Source organism: Anatilimnocola aggregata, from assembly GCF_007747655.1.
GTDB lineage: Bacteria > Planctomycetota > Planctomycetia > Pirellulales > Pirellulaceae > Anatilimnocola > Anatilimnocola aggregata.
The window spans coordinates 5,831,909-5,849,849 of the sequence record NZ_CP036274.1; the positions used below are offsets into that span (position 1 = coordinate 5,831,909).

At 53.9% G+C, this 17,941-nt stretch carries 24 protein-coding genes; 8 read left to right on the top strand and 16 right to left on the bottom strand.

What is annotated here, in order from left to right; translation table 11 throughout:
- The first annotated feature begins 88 nt into the window (after window positions 1-88).
- From ETAA8_RS21800 to ETAA8_RS21810, 3 genes are all read left to right on the top strand, one after another.
- The gene (locus tag ETAA8_RS21800; RefSeq protein ID WP_145093267.1) at window positions 89-514 is read left to right on the top strand and encodes a hypothetical protein; all 426 of its coding nucleotides are present in this window, start codon (window positions 89-91) and stop codon (window positions 512-514) included.
- A 216-nt stretch (window positions 515-730) separates the two neighbouring features.
- On the top strand, window positions 731-1,111 hold the full coding sequence (locus ETAA8_RS21805; RefSeq protein ID WP_145093270.1) for a hypothetical protein: 381 nt from the start codon (window positions 731-733) through the stop codon (window positions 1,109-1,111).
- A gap of 55 nt (window positions 1,112-1,166) precedes the next feature.
- Entirely contained in the window at window positions 1,167-1,571 is a 405-nt protein-coding gene (locus tag ETAA8_RS21810) for a hypothetical protein (protein WP_145093273.1), read from the top strand.
- Window positions 1,572-1,884: 313 nt separating this feature from the next.
- On the opposite strand, the gene ETAA8_RS21815 is transcribed toward ETAA8_RS21810, so the two are convergent.
- Together ETAA8_RS21815 and ETAA8_RS21820 are read right to left on the bottom strand one after the other, a co-directional pair.
- A complete protein-coding gene (locus tag ETAA8_RS21815; RefSeq protein WP_145093276.1) occupies window positions 1,885-2,217 on the bottom strand; it encodes a hypothetical protein in 333 nt (110 codons plus the stop codon).
- Window positions 2,214-2,480, bottom strand: coding sequence for a hypothetical protein (locus tag ETAA8_RS21820; RefSeq protein ID WP_145093279.1), 267 nt, complete (start codon window positions 2,478-2,480; stop codon window positions 2,214-2,216). The genes ETAA8_RS21815 and ETAA8_RS21820 overlap by 4 nt, the downstream gene beginning before the upstream one ends.
- Before the next feature lie 1,102 nt (window positions 2,481-3,582).
- Between ETAA8_RS21820 and ETAA8_RS35970 the strand changes: the two genes are divergently transcribed.
- From ETAA8_RS35970 to ETAA8_RS21840, 4 genes are all read left to right on the top strand, one after another.
- On the top strand, window positions 3,583-4,569 hold the full coding sequence (locus ETAA8_RS35970; RefSeq protein ID WP_145093282.1) for a DNA adenine methylase: 987 nt from the start codon (window positions 3,583-3,585) through the stop codon (window positions 4,567-4,569).
- An 820-nt stretch (window positions 4,570-5,389) separates the two neighbouring features.
- Window positions 5,390-5,803: a hypothetical protein gene (locus ETAA8_RS21830; protein ID WP_145093285.1), complete on the top strand. Its 414-nt coding sequence runs from the start codon at window positions 5,390-5,392 to the stop codon at window positions 5,801-5,803.
- Between the two features lie 72 nt (window positions 5,804-5,875).
- On the top strand, window positions 5,876-6,385 hold the full coding sequence (locus ETAA8_RS21835; RefSeq protein WP_145093288.1) for a hypothetical protein: 510 nt from the start codon (window positions 5,876-5,878) through the stop codon (window positions 6,383-6,385).
- Window positions 6,346-6,702 carry a hypothetical protein gene (locus ETAA8_RS21840; RefSeq protein ID WP_145093291.1) on the top strand — a complete coding sequence of 119 codons (357 nt, stop codon included), beginning with the start codon at window positions 6,346-6,348 and terminating at the stop codon, window positions 6,700-6,702. The genes ETAA8_RS21835 and ETAA8_RS21840 overlap by 40 nt, the downstream gene beginning before the upstream one ends.
- A gap of 91 nt (window positions 6,703-6,793) precedes the next feature.
- Here ETAA8_RS21840 and ETAA8_RS21845 read toward each other — a convergent pair whose 3' ends face one another.
- The 9 genes from ETAA8_RS21845 to ETAA8_RS34850 all read right to left on the bottom strand — a co-directional run bounded on the left by ETAA8_RS21845 (window position 6,794) and on the right by ETAA8_RS34850 (window position 13,040).
- Window positions 6,794-7,378: a hypothetical protein gene (locus ETAA8_RS21845; protein ID WP_145093293.1), complete on the bottom strand. Its 585-nt coding sequence runs from the start codon at window positions 7,376-7,378 to the stop codon at window positions 6,794-6,796.
- Between the two features lie 371 nt (window positions 7,379-7,749).
- A complete protein-coding gene (locus ETAA8_RS21850; protein WP_238397490.1) occupies window positions 7,750-7,878 on the bottom strand; it encodes an SEC-C metal-binding domain-containing protein in 129 nt (42 codons plus the stop codon).
- A 146-nt stretch (window positions 7,879-8,024) separates the two neighbouring features.
- Window positions 8,025-8,486, bottom strand: a complete 462-nt coding sequence (locus ETAA8_RS21855; RefSeq protein WP_145093296.1) for a TfoX/Sxy family protein — start codon at window positions 8,484-8,486, stop codon at window positions 8,025-8,027.
- A gap of 6 nt (window positions 8,487-8,492) precedes the next feature.
- On the bottom strand, window positions 8,493-9,086 hold the full coding sequence (locus tag ETAA8_RS21860; protein ID WP_145093299.1) for a methyltransferase family protein: 594 nt from the start codon (window positions 9,084-9,086) through the stop codon (window positions 8,493-8,495).
- A 7-nt stretch (window positions 9,087-9,093) separates the two neighbouring features.
- Entirely contained in the window at window positions 9,094-9,378 is a 285-nt protein-coding gene (locus tag ETAA8_RS21865; RefSeq protein ID WP_145093302.1) for a DUF1294 domain-containing protein, read from the bottom strand.
- Window positions 9,379-9,630: 252 nt separating this feature from the next.
- The gene (locus tag ETAA8_RS21870) at window positions 9,631-10,173 is read right to left on the bottom strand and encodes a hypothetical protein (protein ID WP_145093305.1); all 543 of its coding nucleotides are present in this window, start codon (window positions 10,171-10,173) and stop codon (window positions 9,631-9,633) included.
- 5 nt (window positions 10,174-10,178) lie between these two features.
- On the bottom strand, window positions 10,179-11,996 hold the full coding sequence (locus tag ETAA8_RS21875) for an alpha/beta hydrolase family protein (protein ID WP_145093307.1): 1,818 nt from the start codon (window positions 11,994-11,996) through the stop codon (window positions 10,179-10,181).
- Window positions 11,997-12,084: 88 nt separating this feature from the next.
- Window positions 12,085-12,888 carry a S1 family peptidase gene (locus tag ETAA8_RS21880; RefSeq protein ID WP_145093310.1) on the bottom strand — a complete coding sequence of 268 codons (804 nt, stop codon included), beginning with the start codon at window positions 12,886-12,888 and terminating at the stop codon, window positions 12,085-12,087.
- The gene (locus tag ETAA8_RS34850; RefSeq protein WP_202921178.1) at window positions 12,885-13,040 is read right to left on the bottom strand and encodes a hypothetical protein; all 156 of its coding nucleotides are present in this window, start codon (window positions 13,038-13,040) and stop codon (window positions 12,885-12,887) included. The genes ETAA8_RS21880 and ETAA8_RS34850 overlap by 4 nt, the downstream gene beginning before the upstream one ends.
- 285 nt (window positions 13,041-13,325) lie before the next feature.
- Here ETAA8_RS34850 and ETAA8_RS34855 point away from each other — a divergent pair, with 285 nt between their 5' ends.
- Entirely contained in the window at window positions 13,326-13,475 is a 150-nt protein-coding gene (locus tag ETAA8_RS34855) for a hypothetical protein (protein WP_202921179.1), read from the top strand.
- 131 nt (window positions 13,476-13,606) lie between these two features.
- Here the strand turns inward: ETAA8_RS34855 and ETAA8_RS21885 are convergent, their stop codons facing one another.
- The 5 genes from ETAA8_RS21885 to ETAA8_RS21905 form a co-directional block, all read right to left on the bottom strand.
- Window positions 13,607-14,074: a universal stress protein gene (locus ETAA8_RS21885; RefSeq protein WP_145093313.1), complete on the bottom strand. Its 468-nt coding sequence runs from the start codon at window positions 14,072-14,074 to the stop codon at window positions 13,607-13,609.
- A gap of 47 nt (window positions 14,075-14,121) precedes the next feature.
- Window positions 14,122-16,287: an SF1B family DNA helicase RecD2 gene (gene recD2 / locus ETAA8_RS21890; protein WP_145093316.1), complete on the bottom strand. Its 2,166-nt coding sequence runs from the start codon at window positions 16,285-16,287 to the stop codon at window positions 14,122-14,124.
- A 39-nt stretch (window positions 16,288-16,326) separates the two neighbouring features.
- The gene (locus ETAA8_RS21895; protein ID WP_145093319.1) at window positions 16,327-16,878 is read right to left on the bottom strand and encodes a hypothetical protein; all 552 of its coding nucleotides are present in this window, start codon (window positions 16,876-16,878) and stop codon (window positions 16,327-16,329) included.
- Window positions 16,879-16,980: 102 nt separating this feature from the next.
- On the bottom strand, window positions 16,981-17,562 hold the full coding sequence (locus ETAA8_RS21900) for a ferritin family protein (RefSeq protein ID WP_145093322.1): 582 nt from the start codon (window positions 17,560-17,562) through the stop codon (window positions 16,981-16,983).
- Between the two features lie 67 nt (window positions 17,563-17,629).
- A complete protein-coding gene (locus ETAA8_RS21905) occupies window positions 17,630-17,929 on the bottom strand; it encodes a GYD domain-containing protein (RefSeq protein WP_145093325.1) in 300 nt (99 codons plus the stop codon).
- Between the last annotated feature and the right edge of the window lie 12 nt (window positions 17,930-17,941).

Below are 17,941 nucleotides of genomic sequence, written 5' to 3' on the forward strand. Positions count from 1 at the left end.
CAAACACTTGCCAAACAACTCCTCGCTTGTCAGCGAGGTTTTTTATTGCCTTGTTTTCTATTTTTCACATCCGAAGGAGAACGACCGAATGAGTAAGCGATTCAAATTAGAGAGATTAGTAGGCGAGGTTTTCGAGCACCTGGGCAAAGTTGCGGGAGCGATCCCGCCACTGAACCGTGAAGATGCGATCCCGTTTCGAGTGGGAACCGTATGTCCAGCAACTGCCGAGTTCCCCGCATGGGCAGATATGATCGTGCGAACCCGCATCAGGACTCGCATCAATCCCGACATTTGCCAACCGCCGTTCTTTCGGTTGTTTGATGTCGTGGCGACCATTGCTCGAAACGAGCAACGACTTCTTGCAATCGACGATGACTCGCCCGAAAAAGTCACTGCCAAGTTCCAAGGGCAGGTCTTCTATTTCTGGCCTGCATGGATCGGCGATGTTCGGGCGATCATGGTGGATACCGAGGAGCGGATTCTCAAGTGGAATCCCAACTTTGAACACAACTGATCGCTGAACGACAAACCGAAACACAAAAACGCCACGCCGCAAGCGTGGCTTTTTTGTTGAAAGAGAGAAGTTGAAGGTCGAAGTCGAAGGTTGATTGAAGTCGGTTCAGTACGAAGAACAAAACAAACCACGCCATCAAGCGTGGTTTGTTTGTTGACTTAGAGAAGCCGTATGTCGTTAGTACATTACTTTTACTTGTTGAAAAGGAGCGAGACAATGAGCAAGTCCAAGCGGAACCGGAAGTGGCAGGCAGCGGAGAAGGTAATGCGGCAGTCGATCCGTCAGCGGAAGCCGATGCTGCACGGATTCGAGAACGAGGAGTTAGGTAGGTTATATCCCACGGAGCGGGCCATAACCGCCATGACGTTTGCGATTGCGGATTCGACCGGTAAATCGCTGGAAGACTCGGCAATTGCGGCCGTGCTGGAACTAATGAGCCACGGTCGCAGTGTATATCAGGAGCAACTACAGTTCTACGATATCGCCCAAGCCGAAGTGACTTGCTTTGGGGATGACGACAATCCGAAGCTGAGCATTCACTACGCCATTTGTGATGGCGTGTTGTTCGCTGACCTTAAGCCGTGGTTCGCCTACTAACCCAACTTTTTTCCGAGAGAATCACGATCCATTTTTCACAAACAAGAGGAAACGAATGAACACGATTTTGAAGATCATCAAGAAGGTTGCGAAGAAGATCAGCACGAAGAAGACTAGCAAGAAGGCCAGGGCGAAAGCGCCGCCGAAGACAACCATCGCCGACTATTTGTACGGTTGCGATGGCGGCAAGATCGCTTACGTGGCCGATGCAATGGTGAAGGCTGCGCCACATGGCAAAGTCACGCTCGCAGAGTTCAAGGCTGCGCTTGAAGGGGCGATGAAACACGATGGGAGCAACGCATTCTCAATCGTCCAAGAGGCTATCGAAAATGATGACGACGACGATACTGACACCTACGACGAAATCTCGTGGGGACTCGACAATCTTGAGCAGGTCATCGACGAATACGGCTACGGCGAACAGGCCCTCGTCACAGACGAGTTCAAGTGGGACGACTAACCCAGACTTTTTGGCTACGGCCACAAGAGCACAAGGAGCAGCCCGAGGAAGAACCCGACGGCTGCGAGCAAAATCGGCAGACGTTCATTCCGCCCCTTTGGTTTCAACAGGCAAGAAGCGAATACCGAGCGCCTCTTCGTTGCTCGTAAAGAATTTGATCGTAAGCGGCGACGACCAATCGCCAAACTCCCTCAACTATTTCCTGCCCAATCCGCAGAACAGCTTCCTGCCGCTCTGCCGGATCGCAGTAATTGTCGCCAAGCGCTTCCTCAACCAGAGCAAGCGTCGTCTCGGGAGTCAATTCGGGCATACGTTATGTATGCGTCGATCCCTCCACTTCCTCCGCTACCTCGGCTTCTTCGGCTTCCAACTCAGCAAGTATTTCTGCCGCTCGTTTCTCGCCGACTGTGTATTCCAGCCACTCGTAGTGGCTGCATATCTTGTCAATCGACAAAGCTGGTAAATCAAGTACCGCCCGCCCGATTGAGCGTCCGCCACGCTCTCTCTCAAGTTCTTCAGGCGTGAACCCCCACGTCCACCAGTCCCACTCGTCCTCGGCAGCGGAGATAATGTCATATTCACCGATTTGCGCTCCATCGTTGTATCCGTCGATGAATGCCCTGTCTGCATCCGCTAACTCTGTCATCCCTTTGCCACCTTCCCCGACCTTACGCCGATTAAGACTCCATTCCTGTAGACTTGGGCGAGGTCATCATCAACCGTTATCGGCGGGAAGTTTTCATTCTGCTTCACAAGTGCGTGAGCCTTCTTCTCGCCGTGGCGCTGGACGAAGCTATCCTTGATCGCCCTCACCCATTGAGTAGCGCCGTCAATCTTCACCAGCAATTGCCAGTGATTTGGGAATGCCCGCATGGTCACGGGCCTGCCGTTGATTAGTTCATCCTTCATGCTGCCACCTCGGATGCCGCTTTCACCATCGACCGAAACCACCGATTTGCCTTATTTCCGACGAGCGACACACCGACGGAATAGCCAAACTTAGCGCACACATCTAGTGTTGCCCGCTGCCAGTTGTCTGGCCCGTTGCCGTCGAATACGATCTTCTCTCCTGTCGCCTCACACCGAACCCGCATTCGAGATTTCGGATTGCCGCCAGTCTCCCATCTAATCGACATGAGGTCGTAGTCACCGGTGCTCGCTGATATGACACCTGTTACTTTGTCCCCACGGTCAAGGTCAATTGTGAAGATGCACTCTGCGCCCTCGTCCTCTGGCGGCATCTCGTGTACTGTCACTTCGACACCGGAAACGAATGCTTCTCGTTTGTTTCGTTTATCTGTAGTCATTTGTGTGTTTACCTTTCTGTTGACTTATCATCTGACCTAGAATGGTAGATCAGGTTATATGTTTAGCATGCTCTCGGACCATACACTAATATCGGCTTGAGGACTGCTGCGACTTTAGTACGGCCACTCTATATTTACGGCACTCCGCTGCCACCTGAATCGTTGTTCAATGAATTGCTCGTCATAACACATTGCGCCGACGCCGGGAGTCGAGTGCTGCCCCGGCCATCGCATAGAGCGTATGCACGAACCAGAGCGTTGACGATCCGGGCTGACTCACGAGATGAGCAGCCCGGAATGTGCTTCTCATTGCACTGCGTTGCGCATTCGTACAGCGGCATTATGACCGCCTTCCATTCTTTGCAGTAACTCATTTTGGCGGCTTGCCGGATAGCTTTTACCAACATCTCACGGGATTCGGGCATGGCTTTTTTGCTCCAACAACGGTGTGTGGCTACAGACAGAACACTAGGTCCACATGGTATCTCGTGTCGACCACGTTCCTAATACCGCTGTAGGTGAGTCTCTTAGCCCACGGAATAGGCATGCCTGGGAGTTTATCTCGTGATTGCTCGGTTTTTCTGACTAAACACCTGCAACGGACAGCAGAACACTGATATTAGGTAACACACGCTCCGTCGTTTAGAGTGTTTCCAGCCGACACGCTTTGTGCCTGCAAAAAATTACTAACACGAGTGAATCAGATGACAAGTCGCACTAATAAACCGCTGCAACCATTCCGATGGGTCGGCAGCAAGATGACCATGATGCCACGAATTGCGAAGTTGTTTCCGCCGCATGAACGCTACGTCTCTTTGTTCGGCGGATCGGGAGCAGATATCGTGAACAAGCCACGGTCGAAGATGGAGATTTACAACGACCTGGACGACGACGTAGTTAATGTGTTTGCAACGCTACGAGACGATAAGACACGCAAACGGCTTTGCGAAATGATGATTCTTACGCCGTACAGTCGTAATCAGTATCGCAAATGCCTCACGATTCTGCAGTCGAATCCGAGTGGCCCTGTTGAGCATGCCTGGGCATTCATTATCGTGACACTATTTGGCTTTGTTGCAAAACCTCCGAGGTATGCCAAACCGGGTGCATTCACCATTAACAATCGCATCCCGTGGGCGAGACGCTGGACACACGTAACGGAAACCTTGGGGCATATTGCAAAGCGATTCCGAGAGGTTGTAATCGAATGCCTTCCCTGGCAGAAAATAATAGAAAAGTACGACGATCCAAGCACTCTCATTTACGCCGATCCGCCATATTTGCACGAGACACGGGTTGAAAAGCGGCTATATCGTCATGAAATGAGTCGAACTGACCATGCCGAGTTACTAAGACGACTCGTCCGGTCACAGAGCAAGGTTGTTCTGTCTGGGTATAGAAGTCCGCTTTACGACGAGGCCCTAACGGGGTGGCGACGACTAGATATGGATGTTAGGTGTGCCGTGACGGTCAGCCGACGTAGGCCACGGCGCACAGAGGTAGTCTGGATGAATTTCGATCACGAATGTGGGGAGATGTTGTCGGATTGGAGATCGCTGCAAGGGGCTAAGGCGAAACCGAGGGCGCATTCTGGAAAGGAATACGAATCTGACGACTTCGTGCTGTTAAGGCAGCTACTTGCGTCGGCCTGTCCCCAAGACGATGACGGTCACTTGTCGGTTGCCGGTTAGCAAGGGTGACCGAAGTTAATTGGCTCGGTCCACCACACTGTGGTGGATGGGGCCATCTCGCCTGCGTGACGGCAATAGGAGTGTGCTTGGCAGTTAATAAGCCTTTGCCGGTCGGTGCGATCAAGTTTTGTGGGCGTGTTCGGCTCTTGTGAATGCCAACAGCCTTGCCATGCTTGCGGTTGGGCTGCGGTAATACATGCTGACCACTGCCAAGTGCGTTCTTTCGTCAGTAAAAATGGAGTGGCTCTGAATAGATACCAGCGGAAGGTATCTGTCCAATGCCGAAGTACATCGAAGTAACGCACCAGGGCGAACGTAAGTGCCTCGCCCATTGGGCAAAGCACGCCGGCGTCAAATATCAGACGCTCCTAGCAAGACTGCGAAAGGGTTGGTCGTTTCAGCAAGCAATCTCCACGCCGCCACAGCCAATGGGAGTTGCAAGCCGCACACACGGGCGATCCGGTACCAAAGAACACGTTGCGTGGTTGGCCATGAAGCGACGTTGCTCCGACCACCGCCGTCACAATGCACATCGCTATATCGGACGTGGAATCACCGTTTGCAGTGAATGGCAACATGACTTCGAGGCTTTTCTCAGTCACGTTGGCCCAGCACCAACCGCCCGGCACTCGCTCGGACGAATCGATAATAACCGTGGTTATGAACCCGGCAATGTGCGTTGGGAGACTGCCACTCAGCAAGCTCGCAATCGAGGATGATCGCCGCTGATAATTAACAGAAAACAAGCTTCAGGAAAATCGATCTCGATCCGAGTTATGGATAGCGAACTGTGAGTCACATTCGCAACGGAAGTATTTACATGGACGCAGCCTCGTCACCGAAGTCGGTGACGAGGCTGACTGCATTTAATAACCAAGTGATGAGTAACGTAAACATGAGTAATAACACAGCCGCAAAGGCGGCAGCAGAGTTCGTTGGGGAATGCCTTTTCCACCGGCATCGAGGTGTTCTCAATTACGGCGACAAAGTGATCTTGTTTGGGAACGACGGCTACGAGAAAGATCAGCGGAGCCAAGAAGAGGTTGAACTAATCAAGCGGCATCTTGCAGATTGCAAACTCGAAGTGTCGGAGTTCGGCCAAAGTACCGAAGGGTTTTCGTGGGCAATCGTGGTTAACAACTATCAGAGAAAGCGCATCAGCACCAACAGGCTGGAGAAGCGGCTTTGGGAGTGTTGGCAGCAAGCGTGTGGCATCGAGGCGATGAAGGCCTAAAGACATCCGAAGCCGTCTGTTTCGCCGATGGCGGGACAGACGGCGGAAGGCATCAAAATAGAGAGAACTAATATGATCTATGAATTGAAGAACAGGCCGACCGTAGAGGCCCTGAAAGCCGGTCGAGAGCGAATGCGGCTGCGGTGTGAAGAAGTGGCTAAAGCGATCCTGAAGGAAGCGGGCGTTTTGTCCGTCGAATATCACGATAAGGGATTGCGAGGATTTGCCATTGTCAAAAGGCGGCACGTCTACGTCCCCTTTCCGACGACACGCCGACGGCTTGATATTGTTGCTCATGAAGCCGGGCACATAGCGCTTCAGCACCTTGGCGAGAAGCCAGTCCATCGTCAAGAGTATGAAGCAGAAATGTACTCGCATGATGCTCTGCGGCGACACGGCATCGCTGTTCCGAAGAAGGCGACAATTCGAGCAAAACGATACGTTGCACGGAAAATCCGGCAAGCAGTGGTTCGAGGAGCAAAGGAGATTGATCGAGAAGCGCTCCGGTGGACTCAAGGTTACTGGCACTGGAAGGTCGAAGAATGGGTTTCCAAAAACTATCCTCGGATGTTGCCCCGATGATCCGAGGCAAACTGATCGTCGGCGAAATGCGTTACAACTTCGATGCCGAACCGTGGTTTGAGCAGGCCAACTTCGACGAGATCGATGCACTGGCCTTCGGTGGATGCGGAAGATTGTCGCCCGCTGGCCATGTCGCCGCATTCGCCGCTGCGGACGGTGACGGCGATTTGGCCAGGGTGTTTGCCGGATTGTCCCGAACCGGAAAGGCGTCTTGCTTTAAGTGCCAAATCTCCGAAGTGGATGCGAAGGAGTGGCTTGTTGCACGGGAGCGACAGGCGGCGCTATTGGAAAGCATTTCAGAAAACACTTCTCGGTAACGGGAAGTGTTTTCGGCATGACCCCACTTAGAGAAACGCATGCGCCGCTCATTTACCCGCTTTCCAGCGCACGATTACTTCGGAAGAGCCGCTATTTGACAGCCTTGCCTTCCGCAGTTAGTACTCCCTGTGCTGTAAAATGTGTTGACACGATAAGTCCTTCCTTTGTGAACGTCACACGTTCAAATTGTCCTACGTGCCCCCAATCAATAAACCCAACCGTATTGTCGCCCGCCTTGATCCAGTAGACCTTAGCACGATGCCCCGGAAGTTCGGTGTCTAGCGGTTTCCCTCCAATTCCTTTGACGAAAATCAGGCTCCCATCTTTGGTGAATTCGTACTCCCGTGAGAGACCGTTTGAGTATTGAAACTGCAATCTGCCCGTGAATCCTTTAGTTGCCGGTATAGGCTTTGCTGGCCCATCGCCAATTGCTTCCACCTTGGTCCGTATTGCCAATGCTTTGTCTAAGTCTCCAGCCTTCGTGGCGTCGACCTTCAACTTTTCCAACTCAGCTTTCAACTCTTCAAGAGCCTTCTTTGCTGCCAAGGCGTAATCGGACTGAGCCTTTGCGAGTTTTGCTTGATACGCCCTTTCGGGAGGAAGAACATCCTCGGCGAATCCAGCCGAGGCAAGAAGGGTGATGACCAATGCCGCCACAACGAGAAACCTAAGCATAACCGTGATCCTCAAGAGGACAAAAATGGTTCACTTCACGTCCAGAAATTGGCTCTAAATGTGTGTCCCAAAACCGTATGAGACGGGAGTTCGAACGGTTACTGTAGCCTGTCGGTTCGACAACTTCCAGCCAGAGAAGTGCGGCCAGCATCTCAGCGATATCACTGGCGATGCTGAAAACAAAGCCTGCTGTGCCGCCGTGCAGAAATGCTGCACGGACGGTGCGAAGTGCTGCGATGAAGCCAAGGCTTGCTGCGGCCCCAAAAAGTCCTAACTCGAATTGATCGTTGTTTTGAAACCCTCGCCGGAACTCGTTCCGGCGAGGGCCATTCCTCACTCTTCCCTAAAAGTACACATCCCGATTCGACCCGTCAAAAAAGGCCTGACATGAGGCAGCATCGCTTGAAGACCTTGCCGCTTCCGCACGGGCAGAGGTCGTTGCGACCGAGTTTCTCCTCTAGCAGCTTATCGCCGTTGACGATGCGGACGCCTCGCTTCACCTTCGTCTCCGATGGGAATCTCGGCGGCGCTTACGCATCGGCCTGAAAGGAGTGTTCGTTGTTGTGATCGTAGTTCTGCATGGCGCACCATCCTTTCTGGATTTGGGGTGCCCACCAGACACGAAAGGTGTGGAGAAGGTTCGGCGTTAGCTTTGCTCGGAATCCGCCCGCAGCTTCTCCTTCTCTCGATCCGACAAGTCTCGCCAATCCTGATCCTTCAATCCCGCCGCCAAAGCCCACAACAAGTTCAGGCTGGCCTTCGGCTGCTTTGCTCTCACCAGCCGATAGGCCAGAGACGGCCCAAGTCGTTCGAGTTCCGAAATCGTCGTGATGCCGACTTCACGCAGCCAAGAGGCACTTTTAGGGCCAAGGTTACGCAGGTTCTCGATTAGCTCGCCCAGGTCGTTCTCAGTGCTGGAGAATCCAACATCTGCGAACTTCGCCTCCAACTCCGAAAGATGTTGGCCGGTCGCCGTGTGGATGACGACTGCTCGATTCCGCCCCGCACTTTGGACCTTTCTGACGCCGTGGCCAAAACCTTTCAGACGACGACGTGCTTCGGATGGACTGACATTCACGAAGAGATGAGAGCCTTTGGGAGTGGCCATCGTTCGTCACCTGCCGATCCTCGGAATGAATCTGCCTGTCGTCACCATGTAGTCCTGATACTGCTGCCCAAACCGTTCAATTAACATCTGCTCTTCTTTTGGGGTGCGAATGGCCAGCAGGGCCAAAACCGCCAAGCTGCTGATGCCAATAAACCAGTTGGCCGTCAGCACAGTTACCGAGGCCATGAGCAGCGCCGCCGTTACATAGAACGGATGTCGGACCCAGCGATACGGCCCGTGCGTGACCAACGTGGCCTCAGACCTCGTGACCACGGTATCGGTCAAGTTCTTGCCGAGGCTGGAGAGCGTCCAGTACATCAAGAGCGAACAAAGTGCGCCCGTGACCACGCCGATCCATCGCAGCCGTGCCGGTAACGGCATGGCTGCCCACTGGAAGTATGCGGGGAATATCAGGTAGCCGAATGTGCTGATCCACAGGACCAGACCAGCCAATCGCAAAACGGTGGCGAACAGGTAGCCTTCATCCTTGTGGGAAATCTTTTCGCCTGGCTTCGCCGCCTGGAGCCGGTGATACACGGTGACGACCATCGTGAGGACGATCACGACGACCAGGGCGATGCGGAATGGGGTTTCATTCACTTGAGAATCATCCGAAGAACAAATACGTCGCTGCGCCGACGATGGCGATGTGTAACACGACGACAAGCCAGAACATAATTAAGAAGGATACTTTCTTGGTCTTGTGGCGAAACTGCCGCTGTCCCAACAACGCACCGGGCCAGCCGCCCAATAACGCCAGGATTTGCAAAGTATTTTCCGGCACTCGGCGGCTGCCATTTACGGCAAGCCTTTTGTCCAGGCCGTAGGCTGTGAAACAAACGACACTCATCACGAAGACGAGGCCCAGGTAGATCACGATAGCGGTCATCATGTGTCAGTCGAATTCTCCCTGGTCTGGCGGTCACGCTGAATGAACCTTCGACAGGATCGCATCCATCTCAGCAGTGGCAAAGGCTCGAACCGTCGTGGTGTGGACATCGCCCATTGCAACCAAGTGCAGCACGAGCGTGATCATCCGGGATGGTGAGGATTTTTCCATCAGCGGTACGGACGGTGTTCGGGGTCGGGCCAGGGGTGAAGTTTGTCCCCATCATTTGGCTTCCAAGAACTTCCCTAGCAGCTTTCAGCCGGTCGGTTGGCCCGTCGCCTCTTCCCCTTTGATCGGCTTACGGAATAGCCCAACCACAATTACTCCCCAATAAACAATCAAGACGACAGACCCAATCAGATGGGCGACCGTAACAATTGTTTCTTGCCACGGTTCCGCACCGACTGCCCCAGCTTGTCCGGCTGCGATGGGCAGCGTTTTCCGAGCGCCCCACCAACCATTCGCCATTTCCGTCAGCATCACTGGCCATGTCAGCCACGGACCTGCGATGAGTATTTTTGCGGACACGTCGCCCTTCGCAAACGGGAGATGCAGAATGACAAGACCGGCAACCAAGAACATGACGCCGTGTGCCGTGAGTTGAATGTGTGCGCCGAGGGCAAGTCGAGGAAAAGGACTTGCAGGGATCACCATTCCCCACAGAAGCCCGACCAGCATGTAGATCGCACCTTGACGAAGATTGGACCGACTCACAGGGGAAAGCTCGCTCATATTTTGTGTCCTTGTCACCACCGTCACATTCTGAACCACTACGTCATTGGTGAAGGTGTTGCTCATTCTGTTCAGCTTCCTTGCCACCACAGTTTCCGAAACTTCGGCTGACCGCCCGCCCAGCTTTTGCTGCCGAGCAATTTGCCGCTCTTGTCGTAATACGCCCGCAAACTGAGAAGATCGACATTCTTCCATGACGACAGAGCCTCACCGTCGATGGTCTTAAAATCCCCCGGTGCCAAGATGACGTTTTGGGAATCCGTGCCACCATTGAGCTTCACGACCGCCACAAACTCCTGTGACTTGCCACGGTAAAAGCGGAAGAAGTTCTCGGTCAGCACGATCACCAGTTCGTTCGGCTTCTCGGCCTGCACTTCAAGGGCGAGCCGCTGTCCCGTTTGCCCCTGCCACTTTGGATCGGTCAGCTTGCGAGTCGAGAATTCCCAATGATGGGGATTGCCAGCCTCCAACAAGTACCAGTCCTGCCAGCCGTGAGATAAGTCTTCAATCACCGGGCTGGGTTTGTCGGTCGCTTTCACGTTGGCTTGCTGGAGGTCTTTCGGGGCAAAGGTGTGCAACATCGAACTGATCGTAAACTTCTCAGTCGGACGGGCGAAGGGTTCGGCTTCGGTCTTCTTCAGCGAGTAGGCGACGTTGGCGAAAGCAAAAAGTGGTTGATCGACGCTCAGGATCGGCAGCTTCGCCGTCCAGGTGTCGCCCGACTTCTTCGTTTCCGCTGATCGCCAAAACCTTGCTTGAGGATCGGGATCGACAGAATAGTAGATGTGAACCTCTGCCACTGGCGGCGACGAATCGGGCGTGACCTGCAATTCGGGAACGTGACCGTCGGTGGCAAGGACCAGCTTCGAGTCGGGCGTCTTTGGGAAGATAAAGCTCCCCTTGAGATACTCATCAAACCAGAGCGGCCTCGTCACAGCGAACTCAGGCGTGAACCGATGATTCATGTGCGGAGTGAACGAATACCGGACGTTCTTGTGCGGGATCAACTCGCCGGTGCGGTAAGTGTCGTCCATGATCCCGTGAAAGTCGTTCGTCGCTCCCAGCCAAAGCAGTGGTGCGGTGATGTGCGGTGCATACGATTCAAACCCGATGGTTACATCGAACAGTTTCACATCGCCGTTGGGCGTCTGCTTTCGCTGTTCCGGTAAGAGAGGCCACGGTTGGGTGCGGAAGCCCGAACCGCCCACTGACGGTGCGGCGACTTTCACTCGGCTATCCGTCCCAGCGACATAGATGGTCAGGTTGCCGCCCATCGAATGCCCGTACACACCGAGTTTGTCAGGATCAACTTCCGCTTGCTGTTCAAGAAACGTCAATCCACGTCTGGCCCCCAGCGTCAGCAAATACCAGTTGTTGTTGCGAGGCGACTCGAAGGAATCGAGGTACTTCTCGCCCGGCTTGAGGTTGAAATATCCCGGTACGTTCTGCTGCGTCGGATCGACGGCTCCCCAATCAGTGTTCGGATCGCCTGCCTTTACTTCTTCCATCTCTCGCCCGCCCCAATTGATCGAGAGGCAGGCGTAGCCCCGTCTGGCATAGAACTCGACTTCTTTGAGAGAAGCCCGTTGGCCTCCACCGTGAACTTGCAGCAGGCCGGGCAACTTCTTCGCTCCCTTGGGGAAGGCAAAAAATGCCGCCATGCGAGCCGGTTTACCCTTGAATGCGCCGATGTGATAAATGACGTAGCGATAGACGATGCCGTCCTTCTCCCACTCCCGCACCACTTTGGCATCGAGTTCGTCTTTCCGGGGATCGAAGTCGGCAAAGAGTTCTTTGACCGTGGATGGAGCCTTCGGCTCATCGGCGGCGAAAGCTATGAATGGGACGAGGGCGGCGAAGAGGACAGCGATCCAGTAACGATTCATCATGGAGTCTCCGTTTGCGGCTCCGACTGTTTTTGGTGACGGGCCAGAGCGTAGGTGCCTCTTTGCTTGGCAACCCAATCCCTAGAATCGCTTACTTGAGGAGATCGACTGTCTCTTTGATAAACGATGCGTGAACTACAATTGCGAGTCCAAGCCGATGTCGGAGTTTGGTCGTGCCATAAATCATCTTGGCCTCTTCATCCAAGAACTGTTGGCCCGACACCAATCCCAAGATGAGCCGAGCATCGTCGCCGGGATTCCTTACGCCAGGACGAGCCAGATACACCGGCCCACCGCTGTCCCCCTCGAAGGTGTTCATGCTCAAAAAGAAGGTCTTGTTTTTCGCCGTTGGCAACAGGGGGAAACTGGCGATAGGGCCATCTCGAAGGAGAGGAAAGCCTGCCTTGCTCCCTTCCTCTCGATGCGGATAACCGAGACAGGCAAGCCTGTCGCCTGGATGAATCTTGTGCTTCCGCAACTGGTCGTCCGTCGCAACAAGCTCGGTCCCAAGTTGCGGAAGATCGGCGTTCTTTGGCGGTACTACCCAGATAACAGCGACATCTTCGGTTGGATGCTTCGTCCAGACTGGCTTGCCGTCTTTGCGGATGATGAGTTTCATGGGTTCTTTGGTGTATTCACCCTCGGCTTGCTTGCTGCGAAACACAACCGTTGTCTCGTCACCCGGAGTATTGTCGAGGACGTGTGCCGCTGTGACGAGGAGATACTTATCGCCCTTCGTTAGAATGAATCCCGTGCCTGTGGATTTGTCGTGGCCTATCTTTACCGTTGCTCGCATCAACTGTGAATTCAAGTCTTCGTCTTGCGGCTCGTCGGCGGCGAAAGCCATGATCGGGGTGAAGCCAGCGATGATGAAAGCTATCCAGAAACGACTCATCGTATTCCCCCGGCAATTCGACTTGTCAGAAATCCCATCAACCCCTCAGCATCATCGGTGCCGAGGCTCTTCGGTGAACTTGCCGAGCAATCGGCGGCGGTCAACTTGATGGGGAGTTTTTCACCTGGGCGAATGTGCTTTTTCGTGTGCATTTGTGCCTCCGTGCATTGCATAGGAAAAACGATCAACGCTTGTTGCCAATAAGGTACAAGTGCGAATCCGTTCGGTAAATCAGTTCGTTGCCTGAGATCGCCGGTGTAGGCGTGCGGGGAAACGAGTCTTTCAACGAGCCTCTCGCCCCGAATATGCTAGCAGGCCGGTAAAGAATTGTGGCGAAAGAAGGTCTTGGTGAAGGATGAGGGGAGTCCTGCCGAAAGGAGAAGTAGCTCATCCAGTTCACCCTTGATAGCATCGTACCCATCCCAAGAGAGATCGGCATGGAATCGCCAGACAAGAATGAGTTAGTAGTTCCAGCCAACACGGCACAATTGCTCGAAGAACTCGAACAACTCACGAAGCGAATCCACATCAGCAAAGAGCATGACCTCGACCGAGGCAAGCAAGGTTCGGTCGTCAACGATAAATAATGGGCCGTTTGTATCGCTTGCGAATAACGACAAAGCGCTGCTCGCTATTCCGGCACTCGGCTACAGGCCGTGTTCATTCTGTGGGCACACGAAGCTGAGCCGGTACGAACCGAGTCAGGGCAATCCCTGATTTACGGCATCTCGAACTGATGCGATTGGGGACGCAAGGTCAACACTGGACAGGGAGCCGTGCGAACCACATTCTCAGCGACGCTGCCCATGATCACATGAGACAAACCGGTGCGTCCGTGAGTGGACAGCACAATTAGGTCAATGTCGTGCTGACGTGCGTAGCGAACTATCTCAACTTTTGGTGATCCCTCTGACACGGTTCGGATTACCCTTCGGCCAGCCGACCACTTTGGATCAAGAAGACTGGCTATGGACGTTTCCGCAGCAGCCCTCGATTCGTGAATGTAGTTCGGAAGGGCGAGTCCCATTCCAAAGGCAGGCGTTGAATCGGTGTGGATTTCTAACGTGTGCAGAAGATGCAGTTCGGCATCGAACTTTGCCGCCAGTTCACACGCATATTCCGTTGCGGGGGCTGAAAGAGTGCTGAAGTCGGTGGGCAGAAGTATTTTCTGGATTCTGATTGGCATGATGTTTTTCCGTTCATTTGCGAGGACATTGCACGACGCCTTGTATTCTACCCGATCTCTTGCAATCTCTTCCTCAACGCAGTGTATCTTTGTCCGGTATCCGCTCGACGCACGGCCATGTTCAGGGCCTTCTTTGATCCCACCAGCACGACGAGCTTCTTGCCTCTGGTAACCGCCGTGTAGAGCAGGTTGCGTTGCAACATCAGGTAGTGCTGCGTGTGGAGTGGAATCACGATGCACGGGAACTCCGAACCCTGGCTCTTGTGAATCGACAGCACGTAAGCCAAAGCCAGTTCGTCGAGATCGCCGAAATCGTACTCGACGAGCCGCCCCTCAAAGTTGATCGTCATTACCTGCTCGATGCGGTTGATCTGCTCGATGATTCCCAAATCGCCGTTGAATACATCCCGGTCATAGTTGTTGACGGTTTGAATTACACGGTCCCCGATACGAAACGTCCAGCCAAACCGCTGCACTTCGGGTCCGCCGTCGCCCGGATTGATCGCCTTTTGCAGCACTTGGTTGAGGTTCCTGGCTCCCAAAACAGACCGATTCATGGGCGTCAGGACTTGGATGTCGGATTTCGGGTCGAAGCCAAAGCGAGCAGGGATTCGTTCTTTGACAAGCCGCACCAGCGTATCTTGAATGCCTTCAGGTTCATTCGATTCGATGAAATAGAAGTCGGTGAGTTCTTCGGACTTGGACGGATTCGGCATCTGCCCGTGGTTGATGGCGTAGGCGGCGGTGATGATTCGGCTTTCACTTGCTTGCCGGAAAATCTCGGTAAGTCGCACAATAGGAACCACGTTCGATGAAATCAGATCAGCCAGCACAGAACCAGGGCCAACCGAGGGAAGCTGGTCCACGTCACCTACAAGGATCACGCAGGCTTCGCTAGGAATGGCCCGCAAGACTTGGTGACCGAGAACGACATCGACCATCGACGTTTCATCCAGCACGAACAGGTCACCGGTCAGTAGGTGTTGTGCGTTGCGTTTGAACTCGCCGGTGGCGGGGTCAAACTCAAGCAGCCGGTGAACCGTCTTGGCAGTGCGGCCAGTAGTCTCCGCCAACCGCTTGGCTGCCCGACCCGTAGGCGCTGCCAGCACGCATTTCAGTTCCTTGGCGGCAAAGATTTCGAGGATGCTGCGAACGAGCGTCGTCTTGCCAACACCGGGACCGCCCGTGATGACGAGCAGCTTTTGCTGACATGCTTGCCGAATCGCTTCTTTCTGCGCTGCTGCTAGTTGAATGCTCAACCGCTGTTCAACCCAGGCGATTGCCTTCTCGACATCAAAGCGTGGCAGCGGATGTGGTGTGGCCGAAGCAATTCGATGAACCGACTGAGCCAGTCCGACTTCGGCCCGGTAGAGACCGGCGAGGTATAGCCACGGCTCGCCCTCAACAGGTTCCCGAATCACGCTTCCGTCTTGGACCACGCTCCGCACGGCATCTGAAATGATCTTCTGCTCGATTTCGACGAGCTTGTTTGCATGTTCCATCACCCCCGGCTCTGGATAACCACAATGCCCCTGACTCGCCAAGTCTTGCAGCGTGTATCGCACCGCAGCCTTAGCTCGGTACGGGCTGTTGCGGTCGATGCCGAGAGTGGCTGCCAATTCATCGGCGGTCTTGAAGCCAATCCCACGGATGTCGTTGGCCAGTTGGTATGGGTTCTCTTTGATTTTGGCAATGGACTCGTGGCCGTAGGTTCGGTAGATGCGGACTGCTCGGCCTGACGTGATCCCATGCTCGGTCAGAAACAAGGTGATTTTGCGAACTTCTTTCTGCTCATCCCAGCTTTTGCGGATTCGCTTGAGCCGTTCTGCACCAATGCCTTTCACATGGAGTAGAAAATCGGGGGCCTGCTCGAAGATTTCCAGCGTCCGCTCCTTGTAGATCGAAACGATCTTGGCGGCGATCTTCGGCCCAATGCTGCGAATGGCTCCCGATGCGAGGTATTTTTCGATGCCCTCGGCAGACGCCGGGTGAGTTGTTTTCAGTTCGTCGGCTTTGAACTGCTGCCCATGCTCTCGGTCGATCACCCAATGACCGGTTGCCTCGAAATGCTCGCCCGCAGTTACGGACATCGTGCTGCCAACGACAGAAACAAGATCGTCACGTCCCTTGACCTTCACCCGCAGCACCGCAAACCCATTGTCTGGGTTGTGGAAGGTGACTCGTTCGATAATTCCTTTCAGCGTTTCGGGCATGATGAGATAGTCGTCAATCCGGTCGCAGTCGATGCCGCATCAATCTGGCTGGGAGCCAAGCCACTGCGCTAATTCTTTCAAATCAGCGGCATTCATCCCCGTGATTAGCTCGTGCCGGTGGATGCCGTGAACAGCGAGAATGTGATCCTGATGAAACACGATCTCGCCACCTTGGTTCAGTTCGTGGAGTCGAGTCTCGTACAACGGATTGTCTACGATACCCCTGAAGAAATCTCCCGCTCGCTCGATGATCCGCACCCAGAAGTCTTCACCCCAGCCCCGTGATGGAACATTCTGAATCGGCAGCGGAAGCAATGTCGCCGGATGTTCGTGACTCAGAATCGGCTTGGTGATCTCCCCGTTGCAGGTCGGGCAGGTGCATTTCTCTGGAGCATCTTCATGCACGGAAAAACGGGGCGAGTCGATCCGCAGTTCGACGAACTGCCCGATGTCAATGTGCTTCTTCAAGACCGGGTGCGGTATCTGGAATCGCTTGCCGTTTTCGGCGTGCATGGCGACTCCATCGACTAACTCATAGCCATTGGCGAGTCGCTGTTCATCGAATACTTGTTGCAGGGCTTGCCGAGTCATTAGCGTTCCTACTTCTCCCGCTCAAACGTCACCAGGATAGCCACCAGTCGGCATCGAGGTGTTCTTCATCATTCACTTACTATCCCCTGCTTCAGAGAACGTCTACTTTCGGTGTTTGCAATATCCCTTTGATTCTTCGACGGGAGATTTGTTCTCCAAATCAATGTCGTTGAAACTGCTTTTCTTGCCCCACCCGAAGATTTTCTCGAACAGCGGCAACAGCCGGTTGTTCTGAAGACCTTTCTGAAAATAGACCTCGTGTTCCTTCTCCTTCATTCCCATTTCGTACAACACGTCGTCGTGTTCGGTGATCCCAACTTCGTTGAAATAGCGCATCATTATGAAATACTCGCAGACGTTTCCGCTTTCCAATCGTCCTGCGAAGTAGTACGGCATGAACCAGCCAATGACGTAACAACTCGCCGAGATGATCCTGCCGATGATGTGATATTTGATTTCGTAGTACCGTGATGGCAAAATTTCGTGTCGCCCCATGATGGACAGAACTGTCTCTCGGTGTTGCCACTCGTCCAATTCGATTTGCTTGATCGCCACTTTCTCGCCTGGGTTCTTCACCGAACCGGCGTGGCCGATGTACGCAAATGCCGCTGCTTTCTCGGCTGAATAAGCCAATTGAAGGAGCCTCACGAGTTTTGGATGCTCAATCTTGACTGACTCGTTCACCGTGCAAGCTCCATCACTTCCCGGCACAGGTACTCTGCGTAGTAACCGACAATGGGCATGGCGTCATTCAGCCCCCATGCACCTTGGCGACGATCTTATCCATTTCGGCGGCGGTGAAAGCCCGGCAGGTGGTTGTATGGACGTTGCCCATCGCTCCGAGATGCAGAATGGCGGCGGTCGCCGTTTCATCATCCGGGGCTTCCAAGATCAGAAGGCCGTCGTGTTCGCCCAACGTCCAGTAGATGTCCTTGACCTTCGCACCGAGCTTCTTCGCCTCGGCCTTAAAGATCGCCGCCCGCTTGGTCGTGTGGTCAATGTCCTTGATGCCCTGCTGCGAGAACTTAATGTTCGTGATGAAAGTTGCCATCTGTTGGGTGCG